Here is an 18,439-nt window from a genome sequence, read left to right on the forward strand (position 1 = left end):
AAAATCACCTGTCCGTTTCGCCCCTTATTTTTTTCTGAAGTGTTATTATTCCGTATGTTAAGGCCTGTGGAGAGGGTGGGCAGCCGGGTACATAAACATCCACCGGAATAACCTTATCAACACCGAGGACAACTGAATAACCATCGACGTATGGCCCGCCCTGAATAACGCATACACCCATTGCTATGACATATTTTGGATAGGGCATTTCCTCATATATCCTTCTGACCCTTGGTGCCATTCTTTTTGTTGTTGTACCTGCAACTATCATTAAATCTGACTGCCTTGGAGAATTCCTGAATATTTCACTGCCGAACCTCGATATGTCCAGATCTGCAGCCTGGGTGGCCATCATTTCTATGGCGCAGCACGCCAGCCCCATGGTCAGGGGCCAGAGCGAGTTGGATCTGCCCCATTCAAGGGCCTTTTCCAGTGTTGTTGTTTTAACTCCCAGGTCTCCGGTCTTCATCTCATCCACCTCATATATCCACGTCTAAAGGCATAGTATACAGCAAATAATGGCATGGCTATAAATATAATTGTCTCTATGAACGAAAATAGGCCAAGTGAGTAAAAATCAAATGCCCAGGGAAGCAATAAAAGCATATCTATATCGAAGAGAACAAATAATAAGACTATTACATAATACTGCACTGTTATATTTCCAGCAGGATATTCCTTTGCAACCTCACCGCTCTCAAATGGATGCAGGTATGAATCGTCCTTTGCCGGTGGATTGTTTTCTATCGCCAGGTTTTCCATAATATCCTTTCTTTTAAGGCTTATCTTCCATGGCCTGTACCTGTTCTGTGAAATTGATGGCAGGATTTTAAATAGCAAATAAAGGGAAAGGCCAACCAAAATTATTGTAATCATTAATGCAATGTAACCCGTTAACATTAAGTGTATATTTTTTATCTATATATAATAATGTCGTTAGTAAGAAAACTAAAGGTTCCACAATAAACAAATGTAAAAATTTTTTATACTTTATTTGATATTTGTTATACAAAAACTGTAATTTTAATCAAAAAAGTACATTTCATAAAATCGTATTACGAATTATTTTTAATATTTTCGAATATTTTTATTGCGTCTCTGGCATCAAATGACGACTTAGTTTTATTCTTTAATAAATATATTAGATTTTTCTCTGTTATTTCCTGTGTTCTCATCAATTCTATAATTATCTCCCTTAATCTGCCGGCATCCAGAGGTTTTAATTCTTCGGCATTTGCCAGAATTTTTAATGGATACTTCCCTGATACGTATAATTCAAGAGCCTTTTCAACAGAATCACGACCCCATTTGTTTTCATTTGCCATGGTAAATATCTCCATCAGTTCATCTCCTGATAATTTCTTATTGTATTTTTTTTCATATTCAGGTAATTTTTGAAGTATAATCCTTGAAATTATTTTTGGTTCGTTTAATACTTTAATATAATCCTTGAAATCCCCATAAAGATTATTATTTATTATTCCCATGGCCTCTGTTTGTGAGAAACCATAATTATTTTTTAAATTGTTTAATGCGTCCTCCATGGATTCGGGAACAAGCCCTTCAAGGCTATTAAGCCGTTTTAGTGGTATTTCTATTAAGCCAATATCCGTCTCAGGGTACATTCTCTCACCACCTGAGAGTGGCCTTAAAAACCTTGTTTCACCATCCTCAGTTGCTGCCCTTGTTTCTGCAAGATTCATTGACATTAAATTTTTCAGCCTTTCATCAAGCTCAGATTTAAAGGCGGTTATAATTTCAGGGTCCGTAATTACCATTATGATGGCATCATTATTTTCAATGCCCATAAAATTGTTAATATTATTTACATCATTATCGGTGAGACCGTATCCGGGAAGTTCATCACTGTGCATCATTCCACCAATACCCATATTTTTTGCGACATCTGCAAGCTCTCTACCAAGCCGGTAATTTCCATTCTTAAGAAGGCCACGGGCATTGTTTATTTTAGCACAGAAAACCTTTTTATTTTTATTTAGCCCTGCTTTAATGATTTTTGAATCTGTATCTTTTAAAATGTGTGTAATATCCATAAAATCTGTGATTTCTGTTCCACCCCTTGCCTTTATTATACCGGATATGTCTGCCAGTGATTTTTGTCTTTGAATTTCATATTTAATTGTGTCCTTTATCAGGGATAGTTTGGAAACTCCCTTTATCTCAACACGGCCGTAGCCCATTGAAAAATTAACATCCTGCCTGATGGAGTCAACCTCTCCCCTGAATTTTCCGGTGGACATGACTATAAATCCTATCTTTCTTGCAGTTTCAATTGCATGGTTTTCATCCTTAATATCTGGCTCTGTGGAGATTTCTATTAATGGAATTCCAAGGCGATCCAGAGAATAAAACGCATTTTTACCGCTTTCAGATATTTTTCTGGATGCATCCTCCTCTAGTGTAACAGTTGAAATTCTTACCCTTCCCTGGGATGTTTCTACATATCCATTTAACCCTACAATCCCTGTGCGCTGGAAACCTGATGTGTTTGACCCATCTATAACTATTTTTCTCATAAAGGAAACATAATCAACAATTTTACAGTGAAGGGCCATTGATACTATAATTGCCGTATTTATATTAGAATCATCCGGCATATGCGGTGGCTCCTCATCAGCATCAACCAAACATGAATTGGTGCTGGTATAGTAATTGAAATCCCGGTTTCGTATATTCTCATATCTTGCCGCACGATCAATATGGCCCATCTCACTCATTGTTGGTGTCATTTTTCTTTTAAAAAGATAATTAGATTTTTCTCCTTCAGTGCTGCAGCTACAGAAAAGTTTAACGCCCTTTAATTGAAAATGTATCTCCAAACCTATTTTCATTATTACCACTCCAGAATTCTTCTGCTGTTCAACTCACCACGCAGATTTGATTTCATTAACTTTACAAGGTTATCGGGGTAATTTGCAAGGAGGAACATTGCCTTAACCATGGCAGTTTCAGGTAGCATGTCCCCAAGTGGAATTACACCGGCATCCAGAAGATATCTACCTGTGGAGTAAACATTCAGATTAACTGAACCATAAAGGCACTGCGATGTCATAAAAAAATATGTATCCTTGGAAAGCCTTTTAATCGCATTGATAATATTGTCTGAAACATGGCCAAGGCCAGTACCCATAATTATAACTGCCTTTTTGTTTGCTGCAATATTAATAAAGTCCTCCTCTGGCATTCCGGGATAAAAATAAATAATTGATACAGAATCATCCATTTTATCATTTAATATATTTTCATCCTGTCTTTTCATGGCATTATTATTCACGCTGACCCTGCCATCAGTGTATGTTGCAAGAGGCCTGATGCCTATGGACTGAAATGCATCCCTTCTGCTTGTATGCATTTTTCTGGCCCTTACACCCCTGTGAAATGACACAGTGCCATCCGACGTGTCAGAATGCATCACAATTCCGACCTCGCCAATGTCTGATTTTGTAAAATTTATTGATGCCTCTATATTTATAAATGCATCACTGCTTGGCCTGTCGGAGCTCCTCTGGCTGCCAGTAAGTATTATTGGCCCTGTTAATTTTTCAAACATAAAGGATAAGGCAGAGGCTGTATGCTGCATTGTGTCAGTTCCATGGAATATTACAACACCAGCATTTTTATTTAAAACGTCCCTGGCCCTTCTTGCATACTCAATCCAGTATTTTGAATTTACATTTTCACTTAATATATTTGCGACATTTATCTGTTTAACATTAAATTCAGATATATTATTAACAAAATTATATATATACGATATATCCCTAACAGGCTTAACCGCACCTGTCCTGTAATCGACGGAGCTGCCGATGGTTCCACCGGTGGTTAATATGTAAACCTCATTTTTACCATTTATTTTGATTTCCCTTATATTATCCTGTGCAACGTAATTATTTTCATATTCCCTTAAAATTTTGATGTTTTCATTTAGGGCGCTGATATTATAACCATTTGATAGCTTTATTGTGGTAATTTTTCCATCATTTTTTATGAATATACCACTGTATGAATCACCCTTATATTCAAAATCAATTTTTTCCCCTGTTTTCATTTGTTGCCTATTGTTAAAATATATAAAAACTTTATAATTATTAATATTAAGAATTTACATAAAACCATGGCCTTTCATAATTTCCCTAGCAATTATTAGTTTTTGTATTTCATTTGTGCCCTCATATATCTGGGTTATCTTTGCATCCCTGAGATGCCTTTCAGCATTAAAATCAGTGGTATAACCGTATCCACCAAAGAGCTGCAATGACCTTTCTGCAACATACATGGCAGTATCAGATGCATACATTTTTGCTATTGATGATGCCTCAATTGAATTCTGCTTTTTATCATATTTATCAGCTGCATCATAAATTAAAAGCTCTGATGCTTTTATTCTTGATTCCATTTCCGCAATGGTAAACTGTATACCCTCAAAGTTAATTATTTTATTTCCAAACTGTCTTCTGGTATTAATATATTCAAGTGCCTCATCAAACGCTGATTTGGCTATTCCCAGTGCCTGGGCCGCCACACCAACCCTTCCAGCGTCCAGGGTCTCCATTATAACCCTAAAACCATCATTATATTTCCCCACAATGTTTGAGGAATCCACAAATACATTATTAAAATTCAGTTCAACGGTGCTTGACCCCCTGATTCCAAGCTTGTGTATATCCCTGCTTATTTCAAGACCTGGTGTATTTGCATCAACCACAAATGTTGTTATGCCCTTATGCTTTAATGCTCTATCCGTGCTTGTATCAACCACAAAAAACTTTGCCGTTCTGCCATTTGAAATAAATGTCTTTGTTCCGTTTATTACATAGCCATCACCTGATTTTTCCGCCCTTGTGGTTATCGATGCGGCGTCACTACCGGCACCGGGTTCTGTGATTGCGAGGCCTCCAATTTCACCTGAAGCCACCCTTGTTAGGTATCTTTGCTTTAAGTCCTCGCTTCCAAACATTATAACCGGCTCGGCAAATAGTGTTAATGTCCCATCAAGTATTAATGCAGTGCTTGGACATGCATATGAGATTTCCTCAATAATTTTCATTAAAACTGAGAATCGAAGGCCGTTACCACCATATTTTTCTGGTATATAAAGTGCAAAGAGGCCCATATCCCTCATGGCCTGAATAATATCCTCGGGGACATAAGCCTTCTCATCTATTTCCCGTGCCCGGGGTTTAATCTTTGATTCTGCAAGCTCATGAACAACATTTATTATCTGATTTTCTGTCTCATTAAACATAATAGTGAATGGTATTAATTAATAATATTTTTCGCAATGAAATAAAATTATAAGGAGATTTTAGATTTGGTGCTGTGTATAACATAGCATTAAATATATCAAATAAGAATGTTTTAATCTTTGGTGCCGGCAGAATTGCTGAAAGAAAAATAAAAACAATAATAGATGAAAATTGCAAAATAACAGTTATAAGCGTTAATGCAACAGAATACATAAAGGCTTTGGCCACCAATGGTAAAATAAGGTTAATGCTCAGAAATGGCAGTATAAATGATGTTAGTAAAAAATATTTTATTATTTTTGCAGCAACATCAAATAAAGAACTAAATAATGAAATATGTAAAACGGCAGATTCCATGAATATACTCTGCGATAATGTGTCCAATCATAATACATCAAACTTTATTTCTTCTGCAAGTATGAAAATAAGCGGCATTAGCATTTCAATAAATACCGGCGGTGTAAATCCATCCCTGGCAAAAATTTTGAAAGGGGAGCTTTACAATGATATCATGGATGGAAAAAATGAATTTGTTAAACACATAAAATATTTATTAGATAATTAATTAATGAATTATGAAATACCTTGGCACAAAAAAAGTATATGAGAATATTAATGAAATAATTAATCCTGAGCATACAGCAATTGTTCTCTGGGACCTGCAAAATGGTCTTGTTGAGAATGTTTTCAACAAAGATGAGCTGATAGGTAATATAAAATCTCTTATTGCAGAGGCACGCAAAAAGAATATTAAGCTAATTTATACTAAAATAACACCACTTCCATTTGAATACATGCCCGCACCAGGAATTTATTCCTATATGAAAAGGTTTCATATAGATGACCCATCCAAACTGCCGGTTTTTATGAAACCAGGATCCAGAGAGGCTGAAATTTACAGTGACTTTGAGCCCTCTGATAGGGACTTCGTGCTAAATAAAAATACTGCAAGCATATTTATTGGCACAAACATCGATAATATGCTTAAGGCCGCAAAAATAGAGACCTTGATTTTTACAGGCATTGCAACAGAAATAGGCGTGGAATCAAGTGTTAGGGACTCTCTAAATCTCGGTTATTATACCGTTGTTGCATCTGATTCTTGTTCATCGGCAAACAGGGAGGGGCATGAGGCAGCCCTGAAATCCATGGGAAGTGTTGCCATAATTGAAACAACAAAAAATATAATCTCAACATTAGAAAAGTTATAATATTATTTTTGTTTTATATTTTTATGGATATTAAAAAATATATAAAAATTAAGAATGACATAGAGACTATTGTAGGTATAATTATTGGTATTATATTTGGCGCAAGATTTATCTCCTTTTTAAGCGCATATGTTTTACATTATACATCAATGAATTTATCATCCGGTGCAGGTATATATGCGCCATTAATTGCCATCATTACTGGTATAATAATATTCTTTGGTATAAGAACCCTTGCCTATTTATTATCATCTATGTTCCTGGGCATGGGCATAGGAATAGCCTTCTATGATTTAACAGGAATAGACATACTGCATAAAATTGCTGTGGTATTAGCCTATTTACCATTTGTACATTAAATATTTATCAAATGATAATTACCATAATCAAAATGATATATACAGTATTTTTATAATAATTTGGTTCCCAATTTTTATAAATTTGATATGAAAACAAAAATCATAAAGATAATATATGGAAATAATGATACACAAAAGAATGTTTTCGATTATGCATAAAAGGCTTGATCATAAATTTATACAGCTCCTGCAGAGGTTTAATGATTCACATGATTATGGCCCCATAATAGATTACTTTAGGGATAATCTGGAAAGCATTAAAAAATATTATAATAAAAATATTGCAGATATATTGTATAATTATTTGAAATTTAATGATATACCGGAAGAATTAAGAAATTTAATATATTCTGTTGACCCGGAAAATAAAATTTTTGACACCATAAAATTAAAAGGTTTTATAAAAAATGATGATTTCAACAGTTTTATAGATTATCTAGGTTCAAAAAGGGAATTGATTAATGATGATTACATAGCATCACTTTTAAATAATTTCCTGGATAAACGGCCAGAGTTTGACCGTGTATATTACCTTATATACTTTGGTAAATACAGCGCTGATCTAATTAATGAATACCTTCAAAAGTTTTATAATTATGATGATTTCAGGAAACTTGTGGATCTTATCATTGAATTATATGGTAAGGATTATGCCATGGATGCAATTAATAATTGCATTTCCATCAATAATGATATAAGGTGTATGTATTTGCTTGGTGATCTGCTTCTTGAAACTGGCCAGAAGGAAAAATTAATACCGCTTGTAAATAAAATTATATCGCTTAACCCAAAAAAACCAAATATGAGGATAGCAAGGTACCTGTTCTACACAGGCAATTACAAGCAAAGTATAGATTACATGATATTATCAGATAACACCAATCAGATGCTGGCAGATGCCTATTATTATTCAGGGAATTATGAAAATGCACTTATAATATATAAAAATATATACTATAATATTAATAAAAATGTTATAAACAGAATTATTGAAATAGAGTATAAAATAGGCGATTATGCATCCACGCTTACATATATAAATTATAATAAAAATAACCTAAGCAGAGAACAGCTTATATATAAAATAAATTCAGAAATAAACCTATTAATGTTTTTCGAGGCCGAGGATGATATTAAAGAGTATCAAAAACAGTACGGAACAGACAATGACATATTGAAACAGATGCTAATTTATTACCGTAAAAACGGCGACATTGACCTTGAGTTTGAAACTGCATTAAACTTGGTTAAAAATAATTCTGCTGATGATTTTGTATACAGGACAATACTTAACTATTATTATAAAAATGGTGAGAATGAAAAAATTATAAATTTTATGGAAAAACAAAATATAATGGAAAGGTATCCTGAATATTATATTCCGGCGTTAATATACACCAATAAGTTTGATGCCGGGCTTGCACAAATAAATAAAAACCCTTCAATACTGGGTAATGGCAAGGTCATTGATACAATCTTTTTATTTAGCAGGAATAACAGGTTTTTGGAATTTTTTGAAAAGTATAAGTATGATTATGAACTGCTTTCTTTAATAATTGATTTTTTAAAGGGCAGGAAAATAAAGGACCCATTTAGTTACATAAAGTCTGTAATAAATTCAGGGTCAATTTCGTGTGCCTATATTATATCATTGATTACAATAAATTTTGAAAAACATTCAATACCAAAAAAAATAAATGATATGCTGGACATGGACAAATTTAGGGATATAAAAATTTTAATTGAGAACATCATGGATATCTATTCTGGAATTATTGATACTGCTGAGCATGATTCCAAATATTTTATATACCCTGTTACGGAAACATTAATAAGATCAGGGAGGATGGATCAGGCCCTTTCTTTGCTTGGAAGCATGGATGGATTCGATAATGATCCGTTCATAAATTATTTCATGGCACTTATTAAATATTATAAAAAGGAGTATTCAGATGCAAAACGTTACATTAATTATGCCATAGAAAAGCTTGACAATGAAAAATTTATGGCTGTGAAATTTTTAATATACTTAATAGATAAAAATTCAGATATGGTAGATATAGCCAATACAATTTCTGATAAAGATATGTCATGTGTTTATCAGTATGTTTATGATATGATACTTCAGGCAAACATTGTTCCTAATGAGGATATTTATGCTAGACTTAAAAACCTGAATATTGATGATATAAATTTGCTTAGAATAAAGAGATATTTTGCAAATAATTTTAAAGACAGAATTCAATATTCTGCATTAATTCTAAAAAATGGATTAAATGTAAGCGATGTGATCAAGCACTATTATATAATTTATGAGGAAAATCCTGATAACGCAGCCAGATTTTTATTAAAAACAGGTCTTGTAAATTATAAAATTTATTCAATTTTGGGTGATTATTATTTCTCAAAAAAAATGTATAATGAGGCCATATTTAATTATCTTATGGCCTATATAAGAAAACCTGAAGCGAACTTAATTAACCTTAAAACGCTGCTTGAATCCGTAGATATTTATGGCAATTCAATTGATTACCTGAAATCAATTGGTAATTATTTCCTTTTATCTGTTTTATATATTGTAAAGGGTGATTTAATACCCCTCGGTGATCTACTAGTGGAAAAGAAATTAAGAAGAATTTATTCATTTGCAATTTTAAAGGATTTTGATTCTCCTGTAATTATGAATGCCCTTAAGGACGTTTTCAATGAAACACATGATAATGTTATTGGTGAGCTGATTGCCGATGGTTTTATACATAATGAAAATTATGATGAGGCTGAAAAAACACTCAAGATTGTTTATTATTACAACAGAAATAGCCAGGCCATTCTTTTAAAGCTTGCACATGCAGAGTATCTAAATAATAATGAGGAGGAATCCATGTACCTTTTAAAATCAGGTTTCAGAAGGTTTAAATCCATTTATTTATTTAATTTATTAATAGATTTTTATTATTCAATCAGGAATTATGAAGGTATATTAAACATAAGCAAAAAATTCCAGAATCTTATAAATTCAAATAATATTAAATATATTTTATATTCATATGCGAGACTTTTTATGTATAATGATTTATATTTAATGGAAACAAAGTACCAAGGCATGATAAACCATGAGGTAAAATCTGAATTAAAAAATAGAAAAATAGCCTCATTGAAATTTAAAAACGTTATAGAATACGCAAAATTAATTCTGAAAAAAGAATATGATAATAATAAAATAATTGACAGAGAGCTTGCAACATCAATTATTCCGGAATATTTCATAAATGAGGTTTATGATTTTCTGGAATCCAGGGAACCGTACACATTCATAGATAAATATAAGTATAACCAGATGTCAATAGAAGTATTAAGGGCGATTCGTAATATGGGCATTAAAAATATACATGAGATTAAGATATATCACATAAATCATATTTTAAATGATGTTATAAAATCAAAAAATTTTTATATATTTCTTAATTGGGCCATGAATAATGAAATAAATATTAATATTTCAAAGGCCGCCCTTGCAATGTATAAAGACCTGGAAAATAAACCAGGATCAATTATGGATATTGTATCCAGATTTAATATAGGCGTTCTTGATGCCATAAATATACTGGATTCGGTTAACAGAGAGATTAAAAATGATGTATAATAGATTTAATGAAAGAAATGATATATTTATTGCGGTACTAGTATTAACGCTGGCATTTACAATGTTTTTAACAGGTGGAATATACCATATTAACGTGGCATTTCTGCCAATTTTTGCCCTTGCCGGATTTAGTGTAACAGTTACTGCATTTCTGCTTCATGAGCTTGCACACAGGACTGTTGCAAGAAGGCTAGGCGCTGTTGCATTTTTTAAATTATGGAATCTCGGAATAATTCTTGCGCTTATAACCTCATTATTTGGCTTCATCATAGCAGCCCCAGGTGCTGTTGAATTTGCCGGACTTTATGATTCTGAAAGCGAGGGAAAAATAGCCGCAGCAGGACCGGGAACAAATATTGCTCTGGGAGCGTTATTTTACCTTATATATATCTTTATAAGCACCGGCATAGCTGGTTTTATATTATATTATGTTGCACTTCTTAATTTCTGGTTCGCGCTCTTCAACCTAATACCTGTTCCCCCACTTGATGGGAGCAAGGTATTTTACTGGAACAGCAAAGTTTTTGCATTCCTGTTCATACTTTCACTGGTCCTAAATGTGGTTGATGGCTTTATACCATCATTATTCGGGCTTTAACCGTTATCAGTCTTTTATATGGTACAAATATTTATTCTTCAGGTGTTGCAAAAAATATCGAATTTTCACCAACATCTATCCTGTATTTTATATTCATATTCCTTTCGTTTAATACCAGAGAATTGGCGTCTGTAAGTGCGTTCCATATATTCGACATTTGCCTTGAGATAATACCGTAATATAATGGCCTTTCAGATGCGACAAAAATCTGATTCTCTTTTATTAAAAAATTTTTTTCCCCTATTTTTATTTCCATATAATGTAATTATTAATATGGTCATTATTTTTTTGATAAAATAAAGGTTATATATTTTTAAATAATGAGGAACTGGAAGTGATTAATATAAATACAAAGGATACTTGTACATCATGTGGTATAGGACTCGTGGAGGTCGGTTATTCAATATTTCCATGTCCAAACTGTGGGGAGGAGATTATAGGAAGGTGCAAACAGTGCAGGGAACATTCCACGCCATATGTTTGCCCAAAATGTGGATTTATGGGGCCGTGATTAAAATGGGAGATGTAATGGTTTTATTGAGAGTGCTTCCAGAGTCTGTGGATATTGACCTGGAAAGCCTAAAGAATGACATTACTGAGAAAATAAAGGATTTGTGCAAGATAAATAGTGTTAATGAGGAGGAGATAGGCTTCGGCCTTAAGGCTCTAATGTTTCAGGTTATTGTTCCAGATGAGGAGGGAAAAATAGACAGGGTTGAGGGTGCAATCTCCTCTGTAAAGAATGTAAGCCAGGTTGATACAAGGGATATCTCATTAATATAAATGTTAATTTATTTTATTTTGCTTGTAATATATATAATCATTTTACTGCTTGTATCTCTTGGATTTATTTTAATAGAAACACATAAAAATGTAAATGATGATATAGAAAACAATTACAGGCCAAGAACGCTTGTTATGATACCATGCCGTGGTGTGGATTATTCACTGGAGGAGAACCTTAAATCTATAATTAATCAGGATTATCCAGATTACCATGCTGTTACAATTGTTGATTCCCCTGATGACCCTGCATGCAGTATTATAAATAAACTAAAAATAGACTGCATTGTATCAGATTTTCAGTGCGGTAAATGCAGTGGTAAGGTGCGGGCCCTATGCACTGCAATTGAAAAATATCCCGATTATGAAGTTTATGTTATTGCTGATTCTGACATTCTGGTCTCATCACAGTGGCTTAAGTATCTTATTATGCCACTTGGAATTGATAATGCCGGAATTTCCACAACCTTTCCATATTTTAAACCTGTTGGAGGATTCTGGAGCAGGGTTAAGGAGGTTTGGGGGTTTGTTGGCATGGGCCTTATGGAGGCAAAACTAACAAGATTTGGGTGGGGAGGTTCTCTTGCATTCAAAAAATCTCTGCTTAACAATTATTTTGATTATTTTTGCAGCAATATATCGGATGATACAGCACTAACAAAAATAGCCAAGGATAAAAATCTGGATCTTTATTATGTAAAAAGGGCAATGCCTGTGGTAAATTCTCCAGAAAATTTTGAGCAGTTTTTTGAGTGGGCAAACAGGCAGACCGCTCTATCAATTGCTGCATCAAAAAAGATATTTTATTATGGAATTTTATTCTATTTTTCTTACATGTTTCTGTTTTTCTCTGCCATATTTGCAGGCATATTTTATAACAAACTCTTTTTATTATTTTTAATACCGGAGATATTATATATTTTGAACATGATTAGGCGTCTCAATAAGGTATCGCCTGAAAATGTAATTGCCGCAATTTTAATGCCATTTATTTATACAGTTAATCTTTTCATGGCAAACAGAATGAAAAATATTACATGGCGTGGCAGGGTTTACAATATAAAAAATAAAAAATTATTATAAATGCATACAATACCATTATATGGAATTACATTTTTTTGGAACCAATGGGATAAGGGGTATACCAAATGATGATCTGTCAGCTGAATTCTCCATGGATGTTGGAAAGGCCATGGCAACATTCTTCAGTGCTAAAAAAATAGCCATGGCAAAGGATACAAGGATAACAGGAGATATGATATTAAATGCAGTCTCATCTGCAGTAATGTCCGCAGGCACTGATGTGGTTTATCTTGGTATACTGCCAACACCTGCACTGCAGTATTACTGCAAAAAAAATCATGTTCCGGGAATTATGATAACTGCATCCCATAATCCACCACAGTATAACGGCATAAAGGCAATAGATATGGATGGAACAGAAATAGATGAGGAAAAGGAATATGAAATAGAAAAATTAATAATGAATAAAAAATTTAAAAATGTTTCATGGGAAAATGCAGGAAGGTTTTATTATGATGATACTGCAGTGGATTTATACATAAATGGCATAATATCACTGATTAATTTTAAAAAGATCTCAGAGAGAAAATTAAATGTGGCCATAGATACCGGAAACGGTGCATCATATTATACAAGCCCGCTTTTACTTTCCAGGCTCAACTGCCATATAGTAACGCTAAATTCAAATCCTGATGGAAAATTTACAGGACGAAATTCTGAGCCAAAACCAGAAAATCTGCAGGATCTTATAAACATTATGAAAACTGGCAAATTCGATATAGGCATAGCACACGATGGTGATGCTGACAGATGCGTATTCATAGATGAAAATGGTAATTTTATAGATGGAAATGAAAGCCTGGCCTTAATAGCAAAATATACATTAAGGGCCGGGGAAACTCTTGTTACCCCAACAAGCAGCTCTGATGCATTAAAGGATGTGTGCCAGCAAAAAAATGCAAAAATAATTGTAACAAGGGTGGGTGCCCCGATTGTGGCCAGAACCATGATAGAAAACAATGCTGTGATTGGAGGAGAGGAGAATGGTGGTGTCATATATGGTAAACATCAGTTCTGCAGAGATGGCGCCATGACAATGTCATTAATGCTCAACCTGCTTGCCTGTGAGAATAAAAAAATAAGTGAACTGCTAAGGGAGATACCAAAATATTACATGGTAAAAAAGTCAGTACCCAGAAAATATGACTGGGATGTTATTAAAAATAAATTACTTGATGCACTGGGAAATAAAAAAACAGATCTACTTGACGGAATAAAGATATATGAGGATTCAGGCTGGGTTTTAATAAGGCCATCGGGCACAGAAAAAATATTAAGAATATTCACAGAATCTAAAAACGAAAAAACTGCAATGGATCTTAATGAAAAATATATTAATATAATAAACAAATTATAAATTTTTATATATGTCAAAAAATCTGGTTATTGCATTTATATTTCCAGCTATGCCAAACCATATTAGAAGGATGCCGGTAACATACAGTTTTATATTATAAACATCAAAATGCCCGGTTACAAATATCTGTATTAATGTAAAAATCATCATTAAAACGAGCCTGTCGGCCCTGCCTGCTATACCCGAGTAATCCCTTTTTAGCCCCAGTGCCTGTGACTGTGTACCCATGTAGCTTGTCAGTAATATGCCTAAAATTGCAAACAGACCAAGGTATATGTTACCGAAAATAGAAAACGACATGCCGAGGACAATAAATATATCTGAATACCTGTCAAAAACATGGTCTATAAGGTCTCCCTTTTTGGATGCAATATTTTTTAGCCTGGCAATCTTGCCATCCAGCGCATCAAAAAGGGCGGAAAAAATTAAGAATATAAATGATAAAAATAGAATATACTTACTAAAAAATGATAAATAATAAAATATCCCGGCAAATGCTGCAAAAATCAATGATGAAACAGAAATTGTATTGGGATTGAGCATTAAAAATTTTTTGGATAATGGCACCAGTATTTTATCTGCCTTTGATCTGTAGGAATCCAGAACCATATACATATATTAATAATTAATTATTAAATTATTCCTTATTTTTTTGCCATGTATCCTTATAAACAAGATAAAATGTTGATATGTAACCCATGGAATAGTATAAAAGCCAGAGTCCTGTTAAAAGATAAAAGTGTATTAAATAAAATAAAGATCCGGCAATGAAAAAGATTCCAAATGCCAGAATGGCATAGATATTTGATGGCATTTTATGACCGGCACCCTTTGGTGTTATCCTGTAAATCCTCCTTGATTTAAATGCCCTGAATATCCATAGCAGAACAAATGGGGAGATGGCAACAGTGTAGGATGATAACCTGCCCATGGCAGAAACTGCTTTTTTGGCATTTATATTAAATTTATCACCGATTTTAACGAAAACATATGCATATAACCCAAGGAGGATTATCCATAGAAAGAACAGTGGATTAAATAATATGTCAAAATGTATAAATGGTGATATTATTACAAGGGCAATGGCCATTAAAAATGTAAGAACAAGCGGTATGTACTGTAATAAAAATGCAATAATGTCCAGCCTTTTAATAATTCCTATTTTTGATGATATTATGTACCTAAACCGCCGGCTTAAAACCTCCATGCTTCCCATGGCCCAGCGTGTCTGCTGGGTATAAAATGCATTGAATGTGTCTGGAACCTCTATTTTTATATTGGCATCAGAACTTTTTATTTTTTTGCCGGCATGTATAAGCCTTGTGCCGATCTCCAGATCATCCTGTATCATTTCAGGGTCCCACGAATCCACAGCATTAAGGGCATCCCTCTTGAAAAGTGTTCCACATCCAACAGGCATTACAGGCATGCCTGCATGGTCCCTGCCAGTTATTATCGAAGTATTTGTGTAATATGTTGATATTATAAGAGAATTTACGGTTGTTGATTCCACATTTCCATAGCCAATCCAGTTCATGGTAACGGCATCGGCATTTTCGGCCATTATCTGGGCATACCCCTTTTTTATTGAATCACTATATATCCTTGCATCAACATCCATTGTAAGTATAAGTTCCCCCGTTGATTTTTTAAAACCGTCATGCAGCGCGCCGCTTTTATAACCCCTTTTATTAATTCCACGCCTGTAAAAGATAACCTTTAGATTTTCAGGTATTTTTACCCTCTGCTGCATCTCCTTAAAATATTCCTCTGTATCATCAGAAATTATAATTACTTCAATTTTGGATTTATCCCATTCAGCATTATCAATATTTTCAAGAAGTCCCTGCACAGTCTCTATTTTTTCACCCTTTGTTGGCACCAGTATGGATAATGATGGCATGGATGCAACCTGAAGGTCCTTATATTTATGATTTACTCCGAGGTAATAATAAACCAGCTGTGCCAGAATAAGCAGTATTGTGGGCAAAAATATTAAAACTGGAATAATATAATAGGCATCATTCATTGGTTCCACTCCTCAATTCATGTAATTCCTGTTCTATAATGTGTGAAATACCATTGATTTTATATTGAATATTTGATTGAATGTACATTTACTGGCGTAATCAAAAGTTATTATTTAATTTTTACATATTAATTTAGAAAAATACAATAAATTTATTAATTTTAATTTGCATACCCAAGAATGTACTCGCAGAGAATACCTGAACTTGAACCTGCAAGAACATATGGAATTCTTGGAATTATATTAGAATTCTTTGGCGGGATCTTAAACATCTTCATAAATTATGCAGGTCTAATTGCAGAGGTACTGGGTCTTATACTGCTTCTGAATTCCATGAATTTGATATCCAATTATTATGATAATAAAAAACCATTCAAATATATGCTTGCAAGTGTAATATCTGGAATTTTAATCGGTTTAATTGTAATTCTGGTTTTTGGCATTTCCAGCTATGCTGTAACAACACATGCTGGCACGGCCCCTCCAGTAAGTCCGGCCTATGGCCTGCTGGTATCATTATTTATATTATTGCTCGGTGTTATAGCATCCATTATTTTTGAATATTTCGCATATAAATCTGTATATGAACTAACGGGTGTGAGGGATTTTAATACTGCAGCAAACATGCTTTTAATCGGTGTAATACTGACAATAATTATAATAGGAATACTTCTAATATTTATTGGTATAATATTTGTTATACTAGGATTTAATAAACTGCCCAGTGATGCAAAACCAAGGAATCCGGTTAATCCTGAAGAAGGCATATATGATGATATGAACTTCTAAATATTGTATAAAAACATAAATTTAAGTTGTTTTATTTTTTTAGCTTAATATGGAATCATTAAAAGGTTTAAAAGTTCTTGATTTTACACAGGCCATGTCGGGACCGGTTGCATCTATGATACTTGGCGACCTCGGTGCAGATGTTATCAAGGTTGAACCACCTGCTGGAGATCAGTCCAGAAGCTGGGCACCCCCATTTATTGATGATGAATCTGCATATTACATAAGTGTAAACAGAAACAAAAAAAGTATATGCATGGACCTAAAGCATCCTGATGCCACTGAAATAATTAAAAAACTTGTTGAAAAATCTGATATTGTTATTGAAAATTTCAGGCCTGGCACAGCCAAAAAACTTGGAATAGATTATGAATCACTTAAAAATTATAATAATAAAATAATTTACTGCAGCATATCTGGATTTGGGCAGACGGGCCCTGATGCTTCAATGCCCTCATATGACCTTATAGCACTTGCAAGATCCGGGCTTATGAGCATAACAGGAGAAAAAAATGGTGATCCTGTAAAATTTGGTGTGCCAATTACAGATATTACCAGCGGTTTATTTGCAACCATTTCCATACTTGCGGCCCTTAATTACAGAAATATCACAGGAAGGGGGCAGTACATAGATATATCAATGCTGGATGTAAATTCATATCTCCTTGTAAATCAATTCATGAATTATATAGCAACAGGTATAAATCCAGAGAGACTTGGTTCAGCCCACCCAAGCATAGTGCCATACCAGGTTTTTAAAGCTGGAGATGATTATATAGCCGTAACAGTTGGTACTGAAAAATTATGGGGGCTTTTCTGCTCGGCATTAAATATTGAGAATTTAAAAAATGATGATAGGTTCAGCACAAATGAAAAAAGGCTTGAAAACAGGGATGAACTGATAAATATTATAAATAATGAGTTTAAAAAATATACTGTTGATGAACTTATTAAAAAATTTAATGAGTATGGCATACCGTGTTCCAGGGTAAATAAGATAAGCGATGTTATAATGGATAAACAGTTAAATTACAGGGAAATGATAAAAGATGTGCATTTTGGCAATAAAAATATAAAAATGCTAAATTCCCCGTTTAAAATGTCTGAAACCCCGGGAGGAATTAGATTAATGTCACCAAGGCTAGGCGAGCATTCAAGGGAAATACTAAAAAATCTGGGATTTAGTGATGAAAAAATAAAAGATTTAATCAATAATAAAACAGTGAGCTACCTCATGCCAAGGCAATGAGGCTTCCTGATTCATCGACCACACTTATCCTTACATACGGGCTTATATTAATCCCTTCAGGGACAGAGGTG

Annotated in this window: 19 protein-coding genes; 11 read left to right on the forward strand and 8 right to left on the reverse strand. The window is 33.7% G+C overall.

The window, feature by feature from the left end; translation table 11 throughout:
• Positions 1-4: 4 nt before the first annotated feature.
• The 5 genes from AOG54_RS07385 to AOG54_RS07405 all read right to left on the reverse strand — a co-directional run bounded on the left by AOG54_RS07385 (position 5) and on the right by AOG54_RS07405 (position 5,266).
• A complete protein-coding gene (locus AOG54_RS07385; RefSeq protein ID WP_048100931.1) occupies positions 5-469 on the reverse strand; it encodes an NADH-quinone oxidoreductase subunit B in 465 nt (154 codons plus the stop codon).
• A complete protein-coding gene (ndhC, locus tag AOG54_RS07390; protein WP_061950506.1) occupies positions 466-900 on the reverse strand; it encodes an NADH-quinone oxidoreductase subunit A in 435 nt (144 codons plus the stop codon). Before ndhC ends, AOG54_RS07385 begins: the two co-directional genes overlap by 4 nt.
• Before the next feature lie 155 nt (positions 901-1,055).
• Positions 1,056-2,852 carry a Glu-tRNA(Gln) amidotransferase subunit GatE gene (gatE, locus tag AOG54_RS07395; protein WP_048100929.1) on the reverse strand — a complete coding sequence of 599 codons (1,797 nt, stop codon included), beginning with the start codon at positions 2,850-2,852 and terminating at the stop codon, positions 1,056-1,058.
• Between the two features lie 2 nt (positions 2,853-2,854).
• Positions 2,855-4,069, reverse strand: a complete 1,215-nt coding sequence (gene gatD, locus AOG54_RS07400; RefSeq protein WP_048100928.1) for a Glu-tRNA(Gln) amidotransferase subunit GatD — start codon at positions 4,067-4,069, stop codon at positions 2,855-2,857.
• A gap of 54 nt (positions 4,070-4,123) precedes the next feature.
• On the reverse strand, positions 4,124-5,266 hold the full coding sequence (locus AOG54_RS07405; RefSeq protein WP_048100927.1) for an acyl-CoA dehydrogenase family protein: 1,143 nt from the start codon (positions 5,264-5,266) through the stop codon (positions 4,124-4,126).
• 74 nt (positions 5,267-5,340) lie between these two features.
• Between AOG54_RS07405 and AOG54_RS07410 the strand changes: the two genes are divergently transcribed.
• The 5 genes from AOG54_RS07410 to AOG54_RS07430 all read left to right on the forward strand — a co-directional run bounded on the left by AOG54_RS07410 (position 5,341) and on the right by AOG54_RS07430 (position 11,078).
• Complete coding sequence (locus tag AOG54_RS07410; RefSeq protein WP_048100926.1) at positions 5,341-5,832, forward strand: precorrin-2 dehydrogenase/sirohydrochlorin ferrochelatase family protein; 492 nt, start codon at positions 5,341-5,343, stop codon at positions 5,830-5,832.
• 10 nt (positions 5,833-5,842) lie between these two features.
• A complete protein-coding gene (locus AOG54_RS07415; protein WP_048100925.1) occupies positions 5,843-6,478 on the forward strand; it encodes an isochorismatase family cysteine hydrolase in 636 nt (211 codons plus the stop codon).
• 23 nt (positions 6,479-6,501) lie between these two features.
• Complete coding sequence (locus AOG54_RS07420) at positions 6,502-6,837, forward strand: hypothetical protein (protein WP_048100924.1); 336 nt, start codon at positions 6,502-6,504, stop codon at positions 6,835-6,837.
• Between the two features lie 139 nt (positions 6,838-6,976).
• The gene (locus tag AOG54_RS07425; RefSeq protein WP_156150267.1) at positions 6,977-10,480 is read left to right on the forward strand and encodes a tetratricopeptide repeat protein; all 3,504 of its coding nucleotides are present in this window, start codon (positions 6,977-6,979) and stop codon (positions 10,478-10,480) included.
• Positions 10,470-11,078: a peptidase gene (locus tag AOG54_RS07430; protein WP_052656656.1), complete on the forward strand. Its 609-nt coding sequence runs from the start codon at positions 10,470-10,472 to the stop codon at positions 11,076-11,078. The genes AOG54_RS07425 and AOG54_RS07430 overlap by 11 nt, the downstream gene beginning before the upstream one ends.
• Before the next feature lie 31 nt (positions 11,079-11,109).
• On the opposite strand, the gene AOG54_RS07435 is transcribed toward AOG54_RS07430, so the two are convergent.
• Positions 11,110-11,334: a hypothetical protein gene (locus tag AOG54_RS07435; protein WP_048100921.1), complete on the reverse strand. Its 225-nt coding sequence runs from the start codon at positions 11,332-11,334 to the stop codon at positions 11,110-11,112.
• A gap of 78 nt (positions 11,335-11,412) precedes the next feature.
• On the opposite strand from AOG54_RS07435, the gene AOG54_RS09575 reads away from it, so the two are divergent.
• The 4 genes from AOG54_RS09575 to glmM are packed head-to-tail and all read left to right on the forward strand — an operon-like array spanning position 11,413 to position 14,301.
• Positions 11,413-11,589, forward strand: a complete 177-nt coding sequence (locus AOG54_RS09575; RefSeq protein ID WP_231563387.1) for a zinc finger domain-containing protein — start codon at positions 11,413-11,415, stop codon at positions 11,587-11,589.
• 5 nt (positions 11,590-11,594) lie between these two features.
• Positions 11,595-11,861 carry an elongation factor 1-beta gene (locus tag AOG54_RS07440; protein WP_048101329.1) on the forward strand — a complete coding sequence of 89 codons (267 nt, stop codon included), beginning with the start codon at positions 11,595-11,597 and terminating at the stop codon, positions 11,859-11,861.
• A complete protein-coding gene (locus AOG54_RS07445; protein ID WP_048100920.1) occupies positions 11,862-12,944 on the forward strand; it encodes a glycosyltransferase in 1,083 nt (360 codons plus the stop codon).
• A gap of 19 nt (positions 12,945-12,963) precedes the next feature.
• Positions 12,964-14,301 carry a phosphoglucosamine mutase gene (gene glmM, locus AOG54_RS07450; RefSeq protein ID WP_048100919.1) on the forward strand — a complete coding sequence of 446 codons (1,338 nt, stop codon included), beginning with the start codon at positions 12,964-12,966 and terminating at the stop codon, positions 14,299-14,301.
• Here glmM and AOG54_RS07455 read toward each other — a convergent pair.
• Together AOG54_RS07455 and AOG54_RS07460 are read right to left on the reverse strand one after the other, a co-directional pair.
• Positions 14,296-14,910 (reverse strand): CDP-alcohol phosphatidyltransferase family protein, encoded by a 615-nt coding sequence (locus tag AOG54_RS07455; RefSeq protein ID WP_048100918.1) that lies wholly within the window; start codon positions 14,908-14,910, stop codon positions 14,296-14,298. The two genes, glmM and AOG54_RS07455, sit on opposite strands and share 6 nt — an antisense overlap.
• Before the next feature lie 28 nt (positions 14,911-14,938).
• Positions 14,939-16,330 (reverse strand): glycosyltransferase, encoded by a 1,392-nt coding sequence (locus tag AOG54_RS07460; protein ID WP_048100917.1) that lies wholly within the window; start codon positions 16,328-16,330, stop codon positions 14,939-14,941.
• A 180-nt stretch (positions 16,331-16,510) separates the two neighbouring features.
• Here AOG54_RS07460 and AOG54_RS07465 point away from each other — a divergent pair, with 180 nt between their 5' ends.
• Positions 16,511-17,119: a DUF996 domain-containing protein gene (locus AOG54_RS07465; protein ID WP_048100916.1), complete on the forward strand. Its 609-nt coding sequence runs from the start codon at positions 16,511-16,513 to the stop codon at positions 17,117-17,119.
• 49 nt (positions 17,120-17,168) lie between these two features.
• A complete protein-coding gene (locus AOG54_RS07470; RefSeq protein WP_055032576.1) occupies positions 17,169-18,368 on the forward strand; it encodes a CaiB/BaiF CoA transferase family protein in 1,200 nt (399 codons plus the stop codon).
• The last annotated feature ends 71 nt before the right edge of the window (positions 18,369-18,439 follow it).

It is taken from the genome of Acidiplasma aeolicum (assembly GCF_001402945.1).
GTDB classification, from domain to species: Archaea; Thermoplasmatota; Thermoplasmata; order Thermoplasmatales; family Thermoplasmataceae; genus Acidiplasma; species Acidiplasma aeolicum.

Bases quoted from the DNA above. Each gene is read 5' to 3' on its own strand.
- AOG54_RS07460 (WP_048100917.1), bottom strand. From the start codon at position 16,330: ATGAATGATGCCTATTATATTATTCCAGTTTTAATATTTTTGCCCACA.
- AOG54_RS07425 (WP_156150267.1), top strand. From the start codon at position 6,977: ATGTTTTCGATTATGCATAAAAGGCTTGATCATAAATTTATACAGCTC.
- AOG54_RS07415 (WP_048100925.1), top strand. From the start codon at position 5,843: ATGAAATACCTTGGCACAAAAAAAGTATATGAGAATATTAATGAAATA.
- AOG54_RS07435 (WP_048100921.1), bottom strand. From the start codon at position 11,334: ATGGAAATAAAAATAGGGGAAAAAAATTTTTTAATAAAAGAGAATCAG.
- glmM (WP_048100919.1), top strand. From the start codon at position 12,964: ATGGAATTACATTTTTTTGGAACCAATGGGATAAGGGGTATACCAAAT.
- AOG54_RS07445 (WP_048100920.1), top strand. From the start codon at position 11,862: ATGTTAATTTATTTTATTTTGCTTGTAATATATATAATCATTTTACTG.
- AOG54_RS07465 (WP_048100916.1), top strand. From the start codon at position 16,511: ATGTACTCGCAGAGAATACCTGAACTTGAACCTGCAAGAACATATGGA.
- AOG54_RS07420 (WP_048100924.1), top strand. From the start codon at position 6,502: ATGGATATTAAAAAATATATAAAAATTAAGAATGACATAGAGACTATT.
- gatD (WP_048100928.1), bottom strand. From the start codon at position 4,069: ATGAAAACAGGGGAAAAAATTGATTTTGAATATAAGGGTGATTCATAC.
- ndhC (WP_061950506.1), bottom strand. From the start codon at position 900: ATGTTAACGGGTTACATTGCATTAATGATTACAATAATTTTGGTTGGC.
- AOG54_RS07440 (WP_048101329.1), top strand. From the start codon at position 11,595: ATGGGAGATGTAATGGTTTTATTGAGAGTGCTTCCAGAGTCTGTGGAT.
- AOG54_RS07470 (WP_055032576.1), top strand. From the start codon at position 17,169: ATGGAATCATTAAAAGGTTTAAAAGTTCTTGATTTTACACAGGCCATG.
- AOG54_RS07455 (WP_048100918.1), bottom strand. From the start codon at position 14,910: ATGGTTCTGGATTCCTACAGATCAAAGGCAGATAAAATACTGGTGCCA.
- AOG54_RS07430 (WP_052656656.1), top strand. From the start codon at position 10,470: ATGATGTATAATAGATTTAATGAAAGAAATGATATATTTATTGCGGTA.
- AOG54_RS07405 (WP_048100927.1), bottom strand. From the start codon at position 5,266: ATGTTTAATGAGACAGAAAATCAGATAATAAATGTTGTTCATGAGCTT.
- AOG54_RS07385 (WP_048100931.1), bottom strand. From the start codon at position 469: ATGAAGACCGGAGACCTGGGAGTTAAAACAACAACACTGGAAAAGGCC.
- gatE (WP_048100929.1), bottom strand. From the start codon at position 2,852: ATGAAAATAGGTTTGGAGATACATTTTCAATTAAAGGGCGTTAAACTT.